At 69.0% G+C, this 15,502-nt stretch carries 11 protein-coding genes and 1 pseudogene; 4 read left to right on the forward strand and 8 right to left on the reverse strand.

Annotation, left to right across the window (positions count from 1 at the left end):
• The first annotated feature begins 90 nt into the window (after positions 1-90).
• Positions 91-657, forward strand: a complete 567-nt coding sequence (gene phaR / locus HG421_RS09675; RefSeq protein ID WP_169708147.1) for a polyhydroxyalkanoate synthesis repressor PhaR — start codon at positions 91-93, stop codon at positions 655-657.
• Between the two features lie 42 nt (positions 658-699).
• Here phaR and HG421_RS09680 read toward each other — a convergent pair.
• The 6 genes and pseudogenes from HG421_RS09680 to HG421_RS09705 form a co-directional block, all read right to left on the reverse strand.
• A pseudogene (locus tag HG421_RS09680) lies at positions 700-1,662 on the reverse strand (TraB/GumN family protein).
• Positions 1,663-1,695: 33 nt separating this feature from the next.
• Complete coding sequence (locus HG421_RS09685) at positions 1,696-2,631, reverse strand: DUF1684 domain-containing protein (protein ID WP_169706210.1); 936 nt, start codon at positions 2,629-2,631, stop codon at positions 1,696-1,698.
• Entirely contained in the window at positions 2,631-4,505 is a 1,875-nt protein-coding gene (mutL, locus tag HG421_RS09690; RefSeq protein ID WP_169706211.1) for a DNA mismatch repair endonuclease MutL, read from the reverse strand. Before mutL ends, HG421_RS09685 begins: the two co-directional genes overlap by 1 nt.
• Before the next feature lie 138 nt (positions 4,506-4,643).
• Positions 4,644-6,308: an N-acetylmuramoyl-L-alanine amidase gene (locus HG421_RS09695; protein WP_211161801.1), complete on the reverse strand. Its 1,665-nt coding sequence runs from the start codon at positions 6,306-6,308 to the stop codon at positions 4,644-4,646.
• Positions 6,309-6,378: 70 nt separating this feature from the next.
• The gene (tsaE, locus tag HG421_RS09700; RefSeq protein WP_169706213.1) at positions 6,379-6,879 is read right to left on the reverse strand and encodes a tRNA (adenosine(37)-N6)-threonylcarbamoyltransferase complex ATPase subunit type 1 TsaE; all 501 of its coding nucleotides are present in this window, start codon (positions 6,877-6,879) and stop codon (positions 6,379-6,381) included.
• The gene (locus tag HG421_RS09705) at positions 6,876-8,363 is read right to left on the reverse strand and encodes an NAD(P)H-hydrate dehydratase (protein ID WP_169706214.1); all 1,488 of its coding nucleotides are present in this window, start codon (positions 8,361-8,363) and stop codon (positions 6,876-6,878) included. The genes tsaE and HG421_RS09705 overlap by 4 nt, the downstream gene beginning before the upstream one ends.
• Positions 8,364-8,387: 24 nt before the next feature.
• On the opposite strand from HG421_RS09705, the gene queG reads away from it, so the two are divergent.
• On the forward strand, positions 8,388-9,455 hold the full coding sequence (queG, locus tag HG421_RS09710; protein WP_169706215.1) for a tRNA epoxyqueuosine(34) reductase QueG: 1,068 nt from the start codon (positions 8,388-8,390) through the stop codon (positions 9,453-9,455).
• 147 nt (positions 9,456-9,602) lie between these two features.
• Positions 9,603-10,940, forward strand: a complete 1,338-nt coding sequence (gene xseA / locus HG421_RS09715; protein WP_169706216.1) for an exodeoxyribonuclease VII large subunit — start codon at positions 9,603-9,605, stop codon at positions 10,938-10,940.
• Between the two features lie 28 nt (positions 10,941-10,968).
• Here xseA and HG421_RS09720 read toward each other — a convergent pair whose 3' ends face one another.
• On the reverse strand, positions 10,969-12,216 hold the full coding sequence (locus HG421_RS09720) for an AcvB/VirJ family lysyl-phosphatidylglycerol hydrolase (protein WP_169706217.1): 1,248 nt from the start codon (positions 12,214-12,216) through the stop codon (positions 10,969-10,971).
• Between the two features lie 161 nt (positions 12,217-12,377).
• Positions 12,378-14,195 (reverse strand): formylglycine-generating enzyme family protein, encoded by a 1,818-nt coding sequence (locus HG421_RS09725; protein WP_169708148.1) that lies wholly within the window; start codon positions 14,193-14,195, stop codon positions 12,378-12,380.
• Between the two features lie 148 nt (positions 14,196-14,343).
• Between HG421_RS09725 and rnd the strand changes: the two genes are divergently transcribed.
• Positions 14,344-15,438 carry a ribonuclease D gene (gene rnd, locus HG421_RS09730; RefSeq protein WP_169706218.1) on the forward strand — a complete coding sequence of 365 codons (1,095 nt, stop codon included), beginning with the start codon at positions 14,344-14,346 and terminating at the stop codon, positions 15,436-15,438.
• The last annotated feature ends 64 nt before the right edge of the window (positions 15,439-15,502 follow it).

Below are 15,502 nucleotides of genomic sequence, written 5' to 3' on the forward strand. Positions count from 1 at the left end.
GTCCGCTTAAGCAAATAAGGCGGTTTGGCTGTTGCAACCGCTGCTGCGCTGCGCCATCCTGCGCGCACTATCAGTGTGAGTGAACGTTCCATGGCCGGACTTCGCATCATCAAGAAGTATCCCAATCGCCGTCTCTACGACACCGAGATTTCCAGTTACATCACGATCGAAGACGTACGCCAGCTGATCATCGATGGCGAGGAGTTCGAAGTCCGCGACGCCAAGAGTGGCGAAGATTTGAGCCGCGCGGTCCTGCTGCAGATCATCGCCGACCAGGAACAGGACGGCGAACCCATGCTCTCCACCCAGCTGCTCAGCCAGATCATCCGCTTCTACGGGGATTCGCTGCAGGGTTTCATGGGCAATTACCTGGAGCGCAGCATGCAGGTGTTCCTGGACCAGCAGCAGCAGTTCCGCCAACAGATGGGCAACCTGCTCGGGCAGACCCCGTGGGCGATGATGAACCAGCTGACCGAGCGCAACCTGGAGCTGTGGCAGGAATTCCAGCGCAACTTTGGCGCCGGTTTCGGCCGTCCGGGCGGCCCTGGCACGCCGCCGAGCCCGCCTGGCGCAGGCAGCATGGGCAGTGGCCCGATGGGCACCGGCACGCATGGCGCCTCGGGCAACCACACCGGCAAGGCGCGCAACCGCGGGTGAGCGATGGGTGCGCGTGAGCCGGACGGCTCTACGCGCAAACCGTCAGCGGCCGGCCTGCGCAGCGCAGGCCGAGCAGATCCGCTCCACGTGGTAGCCGCGGGCGCGCAAGCGCTCCACCACGCCATCATTGCCCAGCAGGTGCAAGGCACCGACCACCACCAGCGTGGTTCCGCTGCCCTTGCCCAGTTGCTTCTCCAACCGCGGCACCCAACGCGCGTTGCGCTCGACGTTGATGTCCTGATACAGCGCCGGATACTGCCTGCGCATGTCCTCGGCCATCTGCGTGGTCAGCGTCTGCACGTCGCCGTTGCGCCAGGCCGCATGCAGCAGGCGCAGCTGGTCGGTGGTATCGGCTTCGTCCAGCGCTTCTTCCAGCAGCTGGTGCTGCTCGGTGGGAGTCATGCCGTCGAGCAGGGTAAGTTGTTCCTCGGCGCGTTCCAGCCCATCGGCCGGCTTGCCACGGGACTGCGCCTGCTGCATCAGGTAATGGTCCAGGCCCGCGTTCGGGTCCATGCCCTGGCGCGCCATCTCGGCCAGGCTGATCGACAGCGCCACGAACCACGGCTTGAGCGGCTGCAACGCCTCGAGCGACATGCCGTGCTTGCGCGCATAGGCAGCCAGTGCCTGCTAGGTCCTGGCATCCAGCGTGTCCTGCAACGTGCGCCCGTCGGTGCGCCGTGCCACCTGCAGCATGCGCCCGGCCAGCTCCGGCGATTGCGCATCGGCCGGCGGCAGCTCGAACAGCAGACGGTCGGCCTTGGCGAATGCCTGCATCACGTCCGGCGACAGCGGGTAGTCGCTGGGCTTGAGCACATGGAACGAGCCCAGCAGGTAGAGCGTGCCGCCCTTGCCGTCGACCTTCCACAGCAATGGTACCGGCGGGGCGGCAGGCGCAGCGGCAGTACCGCGCGCCCAGCCCGAAGCAGCCACCCCGCTCCATAGCGCCAGCACCAGCAGTGCCCCGCCCCACCAGCCAGCGAACCGCGCACGTCCACGCATCGTCATCGAACCTCCTGTCACCGCGTCCCCTTCGCCACGTCAGTGCGGCACCTTGTAGGTCTTCTCGCCCGCCGTGACCGCCAGGTCGATGCGGTTTTCCGGTGGCGGCAATGGGCAGGTGGCAAATGGCGTGAACGCGCACGGCGGGTTGTAGGCGCGATTGAAATCCACCACCACGTGCCCGGAGGCGTCAGGCACCTCCAGGTCCAGGAAGCGCCCGGCCGGATAGCTGCCGTGCCCGCTGGTGCGATCGGCGAACACCACGAAACCCGGGCGACCCGGCTCGCCGATCGTCTCCAGGCGATAGCGCTTGCCGTCGCGTTCGAACTCGATCGCCCCGGCATTGGCCTGCTCGCTGGTGATGCCGACGATGTCAACGATCGCCAAGGTCTTGCCGACATCGTTGGGCACGTAACGCGCGCTGATGCGCCAGGACGGATCCACCGGCCAATGCTCCAATCCGGTGAATGCGGTGCGCGATGGTGCATCGGCATGTTTGACCCGCAGCGCGTAGCGGTCGCCGCGATGGATCAGGCTGAGCACGCCCTTGCCGTCGTCGAACCGGATCAGGGTGGGCTGCGGATCGCGATCGGACTGGAAGCGGATCCTGCCGGTCAGCGGCTTGCCATCGACGGTGAGCGCGGCGCCGCGCTCGGGCACGAACCACACCGTCGTGCCCTCGGTCGACACCATGCCCATCTTCGGCGGCCCGACCGCGAGCCTGATGCCGCTATCGGCACTGCGGCCGATGTAATGCGCCTTCAGCGTCAGCCAGTGCAGGCCGACCAGGCTGGTCCAGCCATCGGGTGCACGCAATTCTTCCAGGCGGCTTTCGCGCCAGGCTGCGGTGTCGGCCAGAAAGGCCTTGTCCAGCACCACCGGCGCAGCCGCTGGCGGTGCATCGCGGCCGCAACCGGCCAGCGTTGCCACCGCCAGCATGACCACCCACCAGCCCCTCCCCCTGTGCACTGCCATTACCGCCCCCTGAGAAACCAACGATCGATTTCGCCCAGCGTAAACCGAGCCCAGGTGGGACGGCCATGGTTGCATTGGCCCGAGCGCTCGGTGGCCTCCATGTCGCGCAACAAGGCATTCATTTCCGGCACGGTGAGGCGGCGATTCGCGCGCACTGCGCCGTGGCAGGCCATGGTCGACAGCAGCTCGTCGCGGGCACTGGCGATGCGGCGGCTCTGGCCATGCTCGCGCAGATCGCCCAGCACGTCGCGCAGCAAGGCCTCCGGCTCGGCATTGGCCAGCAACGCGGGGATGCTGCGCACATGCAGCGATTGCGGGCCGGCACGGGTGATGTCGAAGCCCAGGCTGGCCAGGGTGTCGGCTTCGCGCTCGGCGGTATCGGCCTCGCGCTCGCCCACTGCCAGCGTCATCGGTACCAGCAGCGGCTGCGCATGCAGGCCGATGCTGTCGTGGGCGTTCTTCAGGCGTTCGTAGCCGATGCGTTCGTGCGCGGCGTGCATGTCCACCACGATCAGGCCTTCGGCGTTCTCGGCCAGGATGTAGATGCCGTGCAGCTGCGCCACGGCGTAGCCGAGCGGCGGCACACCACTGTCTGCAGCGGTGGGTGGCAGACCGGTGCCGGAGACCACCGGCACCTCGCTCGACGCCTGCGCGGCGCTGCCGGGCGGTGCGTACAGCGCACCATAGGCTGCGCGCGCCTCATCCACGCGCAGGCCGAGCGGCGTCTGCGACGGACGCCAGTTGGCATAGCCTGCCGAGCCACCGCCACTGCCCGCAGCGGGTCCATCACTGGTGCCGCCACCACCGTAGTTACCAGGCGCACCCGGCGCAGCCAGGGCCTCACCCGCCGCATCGCTGCCGATGCTGCCGGGCATGGCACCGGCGCGGGTCTGTGCCAGCGCGTCCTGCAGGGTGCGATAGACGAAATCGTGGATCAGCCGCGCCTCGCGGAAGCGCACCTCGTGCTTGGCCGGATGCACATTGACGTCCACCCGCGCCGGATCCAGTTCCAGGAACAAGACGTAGGCCGGCTGGCGCCCATGAAACAGCACATCGCCATAGGCCATTTTGACCGCATGCGCCACGCTACGGTCGCGCACCGAGCGGCCGTTGACGTAGAGATATTGCTGGTCGGTGCTGGCACGCGAGTAATGCGGCTGCGCCACCCAGCCATGCAGGCGCAGGCCGGCGCCGCTGTGATCCACCCGCAAGGCCTGGCGGGCGAAATCCTCGCCCAGCGTTTCGCCCAGGCGCGCATCCGAATACAGATCGCCCGGTTTGTAACGACGCGAAGGCTTGCCGTTGTGCGCCACGCGCAACTCCACGTCCGGCCGCGCCAGCGCCAACGAGCGCAGCCATTCTTCGATATGTCCAAGCTCGGTGCGTTCGGCGCGCAGGAACTTGCGTCGCGCCGGCACGTTGAAGAACAGCTCGCGCACTTCCACCGTGGTGCCGGGCGCGTGCGCATGCGGTGTCACCTCGCCCAGTCGCCCGCCTTCGATCTGCAGCGCCGAGCCATGGTCGGCATCGTGACGGCGCGAGATCAGGGTGAAACGGCTGACCGAGGCGATCGACGGCAGCGCTTCGCCGCGAAATCCCAGCGTGGCGACGGTTTCCAGATCGTCCAGCGAGGCGATCTTGCTGGTGGCATGCCGCGACACCGCCAGCGGCAGTTCGTCCGGGGTGATGCCGCCACCATTGTCGCGGATGCGGATCAGCCGTACGCCACCCTCTTCCAGATCGATGTCCACGCGGGTGGCGCCGGCATCGAGCGCGTTTTCGACCAGTTCCTTGACCACCGAGGCAGGCCGCTCGACGACCTCGCCGGCAGCGATCTGGTTGATCAGGATCTCGGGCAGCTGACGGATCGCCATCAGCGCGCACTCGGGCGCAGGACGCGCGGCAGGCAGAACATCGGGGGTGACACGGACAAGACAGACCTCGGCACGGCGACCCGGCGGCGCACAGGCCCCGGCATCTCGGGAATCAGTGCCGAATGATAGCCGAGCCTGTCAGCGGCTGCCGCCGGCCACGGTACCCGCGGCGGCATCGGCCTCGGCCTGCGCGCGTGCCGCAAACAAAGTGCCCGGCGGCGGCTGGCGGGTGAAGAAGGTATCGATGCCATCCAGCACGGCGGCGGCGATCTTGCGCTGGTAAGCCGGATCGATCAGGCGACGCTCTTCGTCCGGATTGGAGATGAAGGCCGTTTCCACCAGCATGGCCGGCATGTCCGAGGTACGCAGCACCGCGAAGTTGGCGCGCTCCAGCTGCGGCTTGTGGTTATTGCCGATGCGCTTGAGGCCGCCCAGCACATGGCCGGCCGCGTCTTCGGACGCTTTCATATGGCCGCTTTGCGCAAGATCCAGCAACACGTTGGCCAGGGTGCTTTCGGTCTGCTGTAGGCGCACGCCACCGACCAGATCGGCGGCATTTTCCTTGTCGGCCAGCCAGCGCGCGCGTTGCGAAGAGGCACCCTTGGTCGAAAGCACATACACCGACGAGCCGGTGGCGCTACGGTTTTCCGCCGCGTCGGCATGGATCGAGATGAAGATGTCTGCCTTGGCGGCGCGTGCTTTCTGCGCGCGCATCGGCAAGGGAATGAACACGTCGGTATCGCGCGTCAGATACGCCTTCATGCCGGGCGTGGCGTTGATCTGGCGCGCCAGCTCACGGCCCACGGCCAGGGTGACGTCCTTTTCGCGCTTGCCGGTGGGGCCCATTGCGCCCGGATCCTGGCCGCCGTGACCGGGATCGATGGCCACGATCAACGGCCGCATGCCAGGCGCCATCTTGACCCGCGACGCTTCGCTGGGCAGGACCGGACGCGGGGGCGCATCGTCATCCGCACTGGCAACGGAGGCGCCCGGCGTAGACATGCCCGCGGCTGCAGCTCCCGTCGGCGCGCTTGCACCATTGAGAATGGCGGCAGCGGTCGCGCCGCCCGTTTGACCGCCGGTGCCTGCGGCACGCGCAGGGCCAGCGGCAGATGCCACCGCAGCAGCGGTGCCTGGACGCGGCGTCGGCACACCGGTGGCAACCGTGGTGGGCACCGCAGCCGGTGTGACGGTGGGCATGGCCGATGCAGGAACGGCAACGGCGACCGGAGTAGGAGCAGCAGCTGGCGGTGGAACAGGTGTGGGCGCTGGCGGCGGAGCGGAGACCGCGCGTTGCGCCGACGCCGCCAGTGCTGCGGTGGCGCGTGCAGCTTCTTCCTGTGCATTGAGCGGGCGTGGTGGCGGCAGCGCGCTCGCAGCAACCGCAGTTGCGGCTGCCGGGGTCGGATCGCCCGGCCACTCGATCACCAGCGTCGACGCGCTGCCCAGGGTCTGCATCTGCGGCTTCAACGCGGTGACCGGGCTCGCAAGTTCGAACACCACGCGGAACGTGCCCGGCACCGGCTGACCCGTGCGCACCGACGTCACCAGGCCAGTGGCGGCCGGCAGTTTGAGGCCACGCGCCGCCGCCGAATCCGGGAAGTCCACCACCAGGCGGTTCGGGTTGGCCAGCGACAAGGTCTTGAAGCCACCGCTACCGGCCAGCTGGATCTCGGCCCGCGTGCCGGTGGCGCCGGTGGTCACGCCAACGCCCTTGATCTCGCCGGCCCAGGCAGCAAAAACCGCCAGGCTGAGGCTGGCGGTCAGGACGGAAAGACAGGCGTGGCGGATCCCCGGTGTCATGGCGCTGGATTCAATCATCCACGCATGTGAATTGCAAGGTGATTTCCCTTAATAATCCGTAACCTGGCGTTCATTCTTCCTGCTCGCCGGCAAAAAGAGGCTGCAACTCGACCTGATCGGCCAGCGCCTGCAGCCAGTCGCGCCCGGTTGCGCTGCGACCGAGCAGGCGCACCCGACGTCCGTCGCCGTCTACCGCCAGCTCCACATCAAGATCCACCGGTGGCAACGCGCCTGCACCGCGCTCGGGCCATTCGATCAACCACAGGCTGGCGCTGCCCTCGTCCAGGCCGAGAAAATCCAGTTCGCCCGCGTTGCCGATGCGGTACAGATCCAGATGCCAGGCCTCGTCGCCGGTCGCCAGCGGATAACGCTCGATCAGGGTGTAGGTAGGGCTGCGGATCGGGCCGGTGACGCCGAGTGCGCGCAGCAGGGCGCGCGCCAGGGTGGATTTGCCGGCGCCCAGGTCGCCATGCAGCTGTACCACCGCAGTGGCGGGCCGCACCGCCGCCAGTGCGCGGCCCAGGGTTTCGGTGGCGTCGGCGTCGATCAGATGGGCGTCGAGCTGGGTCATGGACGGGTTCCGGAATTGGCAAGGCGGCGCAGCGGCGGCAGCAGGTCGGTCGGCAGCAGCCCGCGCTCGCCCTCGCAGGCGGCCGCATCGCCGGCGCAGCCATGCAGCAAGGCGCCCAGGCTGGCGGCATCGAAGGGCGACCACCCCTGCCCCAGCAAGGCGGTAATCACCCCGGTCAGCAGATCGCCCATGCCGCCGACCGCCATGCCGGGATTGCCGGCGTCGATGATGCGCGGCACTGCGTGTGGCGCAGCCACCACGCTGCCGGCGCCCTTGAGCACCACCACCGCCTCGTAGCGCTGCGCCAGCGCGGCGGCCGCAGCCAGGCGGTCGTGCTGGATGTCCCGGGTCGACACCCCGAGCAGGCGCCCGGCTTCGCCAGGATGCGGGGTGAGCACGCGCGGGCCACGCGCAGGCAGCGGATTGCCGGCCAGCAGGTTCAGCGCATCGGCATCGATGACCAGCGCCGTGTCGGTCGCCAGCGCGGCCTGCCACAACGCCTGCGCCCAGCCGTCCTGGCCCAGCCCCGGCCCCAGCGCGATCGCATCGGCGGTCTCGGCGAGGGCGGCGATCTCGTCGCCAGCCTGCACCGCGCGTGCCATCGCCTCGGGGCAGCGCGCCAGCAGCGGCGCGACATGCTCGGCCCGCGTGGCCACCTGCACCAGCCCGGCACCGCTACGCAGCGCCGCCTCGGCGGTCAACATGATGGCGCCACCACTGCCGAGATTTCCGCCAATGCACAGCACCCGCCCGGACTCGCCCTTGTGGGTGTTGCGCCGACGTGGGCGCAACTGCGCCGCCAGTGCATCGCTCTGCCAGCCATGCGCGGCAGGCGCCAGCCCGTCGAATGCGGAGGGCGGCACGTCCAGCGATGCGATGCCGTTCTCGCCGCAATACTCCAGCGCATCGCCGGTATGCAGGCCGACGTGCGGCACGATGAATTGCAGGGTGGCCTCCGCACGCACGGCGGCTCCGAAGGCCACGCCGTGATCGGCATCGATGCCGCTGGGCACATCCAGCGCCAGGACCGGGCGACCGGCCGCATTGATGGCCTCGATCAACTCGCTGGTCGGCGTCTCCGGTGCCCGATTCAGGCCGATTCCGAACAGCGCATCGACGATCACGTCGGCCTGCGCCAGTGGATACGGAAACAGTTCGATGGCGCCGCCCACCGCCAGATAGTCGGTGCAGGCGCGCTGTGCCAGGACCGAGCCAGGCCCGTGTCCGGGCAGATGCACCACCCGCACCTGGCGCCCGGCCCGCTGCGCCAGCCGCGCCAGCACATAGCCATCGCCACCATTGTTGCCGGTGCCGCAGACCACCACGATGCGGCGCGCCTGCGGCCAGCGTTCCAGCAGCCACTGCCAGGCGGCCTGGCCGGCGCGTTGCATCAGCGTGTAGCCATCGCCACCGAGCAGCGTGGTGGCCCGCGCATCGAGCGTGCGCGCGGCAGAGGTATCGTAAAGAGCAAGCGGTGCGTACATGCCGGGAATTCTATACTTGTCGCCATGTCCGCCGTCCTCGCCCGCCCCGACCCTGCCGATGCTGCCGCGCGCATCCGCGTGCTTGCGCGCGAAGCGGGCTTTCAACGCTGCGGCATCACCGGTATCGAACTGGGCGAAGACGAAGCGCATCTGCGCAACTGGCTGGCAGAAGGCCTGTACGGCACCATGCACTGGATGGCCCAGCACGGCGACAAGCGCTCGCGCCCGCAGGAGCTGGTGCCGGGCACCTTGCGGGTGTTGTCGGTGGGCATGGATTACGGCCGCAAGGACGACACCGACGCCTGGAACACCTTGCATGACGGCACCCGTGCCTACGTGGCGCGTTATGCGTTGGGTCGCGATTACCACAAGCTGATGCGCAACCGGCTGCAGAAGCTGGCCGAGCGCATCCAGGGCGAGATCGGCAGCTTCGGGTACCGCGTATTCGTCGATTCCGCGCCGGTGCTGGAACGTGCGCTGGCGCGCAACGCCGGGCTGGGCTGGATCGGCAAGCACACCTGCCTGATCGATCGCAACGGCGGCTCGTGGTTCTTCCTGGGCGAGATCTACCTGGACCTGCCACTGCCGATCGACACCCCGGCCACCGCGCATTGCGGTACCTGCACGCGCTGCATCGACATCTGCCCCACCCAGGCCATCATCGCCCCATACCGCCTGGATGCGCGCCGCTGCATCGCCTATCTCACCATCGAACACGATGGTGCCATTCCCGAAGACATGCGCAAGCCGATCGGCAACCGCATCTTCGGTTGCGACGACTGCCAGCTGATCTGCCCCTGGAACAAGTTCGCCAAGCGTACCGACGAAGCCGACTTCCGCGCCCGCAACGACCTGGATGTGGCCACGCTGCCACAGCTGTTCGCCTGGAACCAGGCCGAGTTCCTGCAGCGCACCGAAGGCAGCCCGCTCCGCCGCAGTGGACACGAACGCTGGCTGCGCAATATCGCCGTAGGCCTGGGCAATGCACCGGGCACGCCGGAGGTACTGGCGTCGCTGGAAGCACGCCGGCACGACGAGTCCGAACTGGTGCGCGAACACGTGGGCTGGGCGCTGGCGCAACACGGCCTGTGATCCGCCTGCATCCGGTTGAGCGCGCTGCGCTCTAGCGCCGGTGGCGGCCACGTCCTCGCGCGCACCAGGCCATCGTTGCGGCCAGGGCGTCATGGCGTCACCTCGGCCGATCACCCAGGATCTGCGCCGCTGCGGGATAATGCGGCGATGGCCGAACGCACCCAACAGATCCTCACCCCCAGCCAGCTCAACACGCTGGCACGCGACCTGCTCGAAGGCAGCTTCCCGCTGGTCTGGGTGGAAGCCGAACTGAGCAGCGTCACCCGTCCGGCGTCGGGGCATCTGTACTTCACGCTCAAGGATGCGCGCGCGCAGATCCGCTGCGCGATGTTCAAACCCAAGAGCACCTGGCTGAAATTCCAGCCCAGAGAAGGCCTGCGCGTGCTCGCACGCGGCCGTTTGACCCTGTACGAAGCGCGCGGCGACTACCAGCTGGTGCTCGACCACATGGAAGAAGCCGGCGAGGGCGCGCTGCGCCGCGCCTTCGACGCGCTGCGTGCGCGGCTGGCTGCCGAAGGCCTGTTCGATGCCGAGCGCAAGCGCACCCTGCCCGCACACGTGCGCCGGCTGGCAGTGATCACCTCGCCCAGCGGTGCAGCAGTGCGCGACGTGCTCAGCGTGCTGGCACGGCGTTTCCCGTTGCTGGAAGTGGACCTGTTGCCGTCGCTGGTACAGGGCGAGAGCGCCGCGGCGCAGATCACTGCGCTGCTACAACGCGCCGATGCCTCGGCGCGCTACGACGTCATCCTGATCACCCGCGGCGGCGGCTCGCTGGAAGACCTGTGGGCCTTCAACGACGAAGCGCTGGCGCGTGCGATCGCCGCCGCACAGACGCCGGTGGTGTCGGCGGTGGGTCACGAAACCGACTTCAGCCTCAGCGACTTCGTCGCCGACGTGCGTGCACCCACGCCTTCCGTGGCGGCCGAATTGCTGGTGCCCGACCAGCGCGAACTGCTGGCGCGGGTCCGTCGCGCACGCACGCGTCTTGCCCAGCTGCAGCAGCATGCCTTGGGCAACGCGATGCAGCGGGCCGACCGGCTGGCCCTGCGGTTGCGTGCGCATAGCCCGCAGGCGCGCCTGCACCTGCTGCAACGCCGCCAGGAAGACGCCGCACGCCGCCTGCACGGGCGCATGACCCAGCTGCTGGAACGCCTGCAGGCCCGCCTGCAGCGAGGGCAGGCGCGGTTGCAGGCGCACACGCCGCAGCGCAATCTGGCCAGCCTGCAGCAACGGTTGCGCGCCCTGCATCCGCAGGCCGCCATGCAACGGCGTCTGCAGCACGATCACTTGAGGTTGCGCAGCGTGGTGCGCTCGCTGGAAGCGGTGAGCCCGCTGGCCACCGTGGCACGCGGCTATGCCATCGTGACGCGCCCGGCAGACGGACAGGTGATCCGCAGCGCTGCCGAGGTAGCCCCGGGCGAGCGCCTGCGTGCGCAGCTGGCCGACGGCAGCATCGATGTGCGCGTGGAGCCCGGCGGCGACTGAGCGGCTGGCAGGACGTAGCGAACCGTCGTCAGCTCCGCGCAGGCCGCTGCGCGGCATGCTGCCAGCCCTGCATCAGCAGGTTGGTCAGTACCACCGGGTCGTGATCGAAGTGATGACCACCCGGCCGCGAAACCACCTCCACGCCGCGTGCGCGCAGTTCGGGGCACAAGGTGTCCTTTTCTTCAGTGCCGTAGATGCATTGCACACGCGGCAGGTCGAACGCCTGCAGTGCGGGCTCCACATCGCGCTCGGCATCGTTGTGCCAGCCCAGCCAGCCCCCGACGCGCACCTTGAAATCGGCCTGGTGACCAAGGCCGAGCAGGCTGACGAATTGCACCGCGGCGCGCTGCTGTGGCGAAAGATCCGGGTAGGCGAACGGCAGCACGTCGGCGCCGAACGAATAGCCGACCAGCGCCACATGCTGGATATGCCAGCGCTGCCGGTAGGCGGCGATGACCCGGTCCAGATCCGCGCCGATCTGCTGTGGCGTGCGGCTGGCCCAGAAATAGCGCAGGCTGTTCCAGCCCACCACCGACACGCCCCGCTGCTGCAACTGGGCGGCAATGCCCTTGTCCAGTTCGCGCCAGCCGCCATCGCCGGACAGCATCACCACCAGGCGGTCGCTGCCGGGCGCGTGCAGTTCCACCAGCGGCAGATCGCCCAGCCCGTGTGCCTGCGCGGCCTGGAAATGGCTGCGCGTGGCAGCGGCGATCTGCATCGGGCTGGCGCCGTCGACCAGGTCGTCCAGGAACCCCTGGTTGGCATCGGGCACGTCGCGCGAGCACGCCAGCCCCGCGTCGGTGCTGCCGGCATCGGCCACCACCGCGCCGCCGAGCACATCGGGCGCGGCCGAGGCCAGCGCCTGCCGCGCCAGCACCGCACCATCGCCCTGCCCCACCAGCACCGGCGGCAGGAAGGCATCCACATGCTCGGCACGCAGCAGTTTCTTGCCCAGCCGTTCGGCGTCGTCGGCCAGCGAGCTGCAGGCGGCGTGATGCGAGCGCACGCGCTCGCGGTAGCTAGCGGTATCGACCACCGCGACCAGCGCGCCATCGTTGCTCAGCATGTCGGCCAGTTGTTGCGTTTGCTCCGGGTGGCCGCTGTTGGGCAGCACGATCACCATCGCCTTGGGCCTGCCCTCGGGGCGGATCACCTCCACCGAACGGTAGTGGCCGGCGGTATTGCCGTCCTGCAGGTGCCGCGCCACGGCGTAGCCGCTGCCGCCGATCAGCAGGATCGCCATGACCCAACGAAACAGTGTGATTGCCATGCCCATCGCGGCAGTCCTTCAGAAGCGCTGGCGCTTCGACCGCCCGGGAGCGGCGCGGTTCCAGCAGTCTCCACCGTGTGTTCACCACGGTTAAGTCTGCGGGCGCGGCGCGGACGGTCAGGCGGTCCAGACAGCGGTTGGATCGGAAGGCTTGCCGCAGCGGAGAGCTAGATCCCGCGCGCCAGCCGGAAGCCGATGCGTGCACTGGTGGTGTCCGAGTCCTGCGACTGCCGCCAGGCCGCGCGCGTCTGCTGCGGCGAGTTGGCCCAGCTGCCGCCGCGGATCATGCGCTGCCGGCAACCCGGGTTGAACCAGGCCGCGCCATCGCCCGGTGCGCGGCGATAGCTGGCGTGCCAGCAGTCGGCCACCCATTCGCTCAGGTTGCCGCCCATGTCGTGCAGGCCCCAGGCGTTGGCGCGGAAGCTGCCCACCGGCGCCGGCCCCCAGAAGCCGTCGCCATACCCGACGAAGCCGTTGTTCCAGTGCCGGCCGCTGCGTGAAACGTCGTTGCCGCCGGTGAAGTTGCCGGCATCGCGCGGCGGCGAGCCGGCATTGCCCCAGGGATACCGCCCGGTGGTGCCGGCACGCACCGCGTACTCGAATTCGGCTTCGCTGGGCACGTGGTAATGGCGGCCGGTCTGTTCCGACAGCCAGGCCGCATACGCTTCGGCGTCGCGGATGCTGACATGCATCACCGGGGTGTTTGGCGCGGCCTGCGCGCCGTTGTAGTCGGACTGCCAGTCCACGCCGCTGCGGCGGATGAAGTTGCCGCTGCGCTCGTCGTACACCACCGAATGCCCGCGTCGGGTGGCGCGCGGGCGGGCGCCGGTGGCTTCGACGAACTGGCGGAACTCGGCCACCGTCACCTCGGTGATCGACAGCGCAAAACCGCGCGCGAAACGCACGTAATGCGCCGGCCGCTCATTGTCGGACGCGCCAGGTTCGGCGTCGCCCGCGCCCATCTGGAAGGCGCCATGCGGCACCACGATCATCTGCGGACCACGCCCGCCGAGCTTGAGCCCGTCGGTGAACACCTGCCCGGGGCGGAAGCTGCCGTAGTGGGTCGCCAGCTCCAGGCGGCGGCGCAGGTCGCCGGCCATCGGGTCGCCCGGATCGGCGATGCGCAGCACCTCGGCCAGGGTTTGGCCGGCGGCCTTGAGCCCGCGCGGAGAGGTCAGGTCGTGCAGCCCGGCATCGTGCAGGGCGGCGATCTGCGCGCGGCGCAGGCGTTCGATCCGTGCGCGCGCGTCGGCAATGGTGGGCGCACGCTCGCGGACCTGCGCGGCCATCTGCAGCCAGTAGCGGGCGCCGATGAAATCGCTGGCCTCGCCCGCGCGTTCGGCGCGCTCCAGCAGCCCGCTCTCTACCGCCGCCAGCCCCTGGCGGGTGCGCGGATTGTCCGCGTCCAGCTGCGCGGCATCGCGGAAGTTCACCAGCGCGCCATTGCCGTCTTCGCCCAGCCGGCCCGCGCGCAGGTCGTCCTCGCCGGCGCGATTGAAGGCGAGCACGCGCTGGGCGGTTTCCACCTCGCGTTGCAGGGCGCGCACCTTCGGATCCTGCGGTGCCAGCGCCATGCCGACGCTGGCCAGTTCGCGCGCCTGGTCCAGCGCATCGTGCTGGCGATCGCTTTGTGCGATCAACGCATGGCCGCGCTCGATCAACCGTGCGCGTGCCCGTTCCAGACCACGCCGGCTGGCCGCATCCTTGCCGCCGGCGCGTTGTTGGATCGCCAGATACAAGGGAATCGCATCGTCTGCGTCGCGGTACAGGCGGTCGTCCTGCAGCGCCTGCTCGGCGCGCTTGCGTGCCTGCGGCAACGGCTCCTCACCCAGGTCCACCGCCGGCGGCTGCCATTGCGCGACGGTCTCGGCCGATTCTTCGCCGCCGATCGACACATTCGGCGCTGCCGGCTGCGCGGTCGCCGCCGGCGCGCGCGCAGCGGCGGGTGCAGGTGTCGGTGCGGGAGCACGCGAACAGCCGCACATGCTGAGCGCCACCAATGCCCACGCTGCGATCCGCTTGCCACACTTGCCCACCACCTGCTCCTTCCAGTGCTCTGCCGCACGACAGGCGATCGCGACGTTAGGCTATTCTGCGCGTTCTGCGCAAACCCTTGCTGTCGACGGAAATCACGTGCCCCATTGGATCACCCACCCCTCCGAGCTGAGCGAACGCCTGCAGGCATCGCGTCCTTCGCGCATCGGCCTGGATACCGAATTCATTCGCGAACGCACCTACTGGCCGCAACTGGCGCTGGTGCAGATGGCCATCGGCGAGGAGATCCTGCTGATCGATCCGCTGATCCCGGGCATGAACGAAGCGCTCAGCGTCTGGTTGACCGCGACCGACATCGTCAAGGTGATGCACAGCGCCAGCGAAGACCTGGTCACCTTCAAGTGCGCCTGCGGCGTCTTGCCGCGCCCGCTGTTCGACACCCAGATCGCCGCGGCGCTGGCTGGTGTGGGCGGTGGCATGGGCTACCAGAAGCTGGTGCAGGAAATCACCGGCACGCTGCTGACCAAGGGCGAGACGCGCTCGGACTGGATGCGGCGTCCGCTGTCGCCAGCGCAACTGGAGTACGCCGCCGACGATGTGCGTTACCTGTTTGCGATCCACGATGAACTCACGCGCCGTCTTGCCGAACAGAACCGCCTGGGCTGGCTGGACGAAGATGCGCAGCGCCTGCTCGCCACGGTCGAGCACGATGACGGCGAGCGCTGGCCGCATGTGAGCCTGCGCACCGCGCAGTTCCTGGAGCCGGCCGCGCAACGCCGGCTGCTGCGCCTGCTGCGCTGGCGCGATCTGCAGGCACGCCAGAGCGACCGCCCGCGCAGCTGGATCCTGGACAACGAGCTGGCCAGTCAGCTGGCACGCTTTCCGCCAGCCGACCTGGACGCGCTGCTGCAGCAGTTCGACAAGTTTCCCAAGGCGCCGCGCAAGCTGGCCACTGCGGTGTGGGAGGCGCTCAACACGCCGCTGCCCGACGAAGACCACGCGCCGCTGGCGCAGGCCGCCACCGATGGCAACAAGGCGCTGCTCAAGCGGCTGCAGGAAGCGGTGGCGCAACGCAGCCGCGAACTCGGCCTGCCGGACGGCCTGCTTGCCTCACGCCGGCATCTGGAAAGTTTGATCGAGCAGCACGGCTGGCCGGCCGCGCTGGGCCAGTGGCGTCGCGCGCTGCTGGAAGCGCAGTTGCTGCCGTTGCTGGACGAGCGCGCGGGCAAATGAGCCAGCCGCGCGCACATGCTCGCAGCGATGCGGGCTGCGCCATCGATCGGTCGTCCACCCGGTA

The organism is Xanthomonas campestris pv. badrii, from assembly GCF_012848175.1.
In the GTDB taxonomy this organism is placed as follows: Bacteria; Pseudomonadota; Gammaproteobacteria; order Xanthomonadales; family Xanthomonadaceae; genus Xanthomonas; species Xanthomonas campestris_C.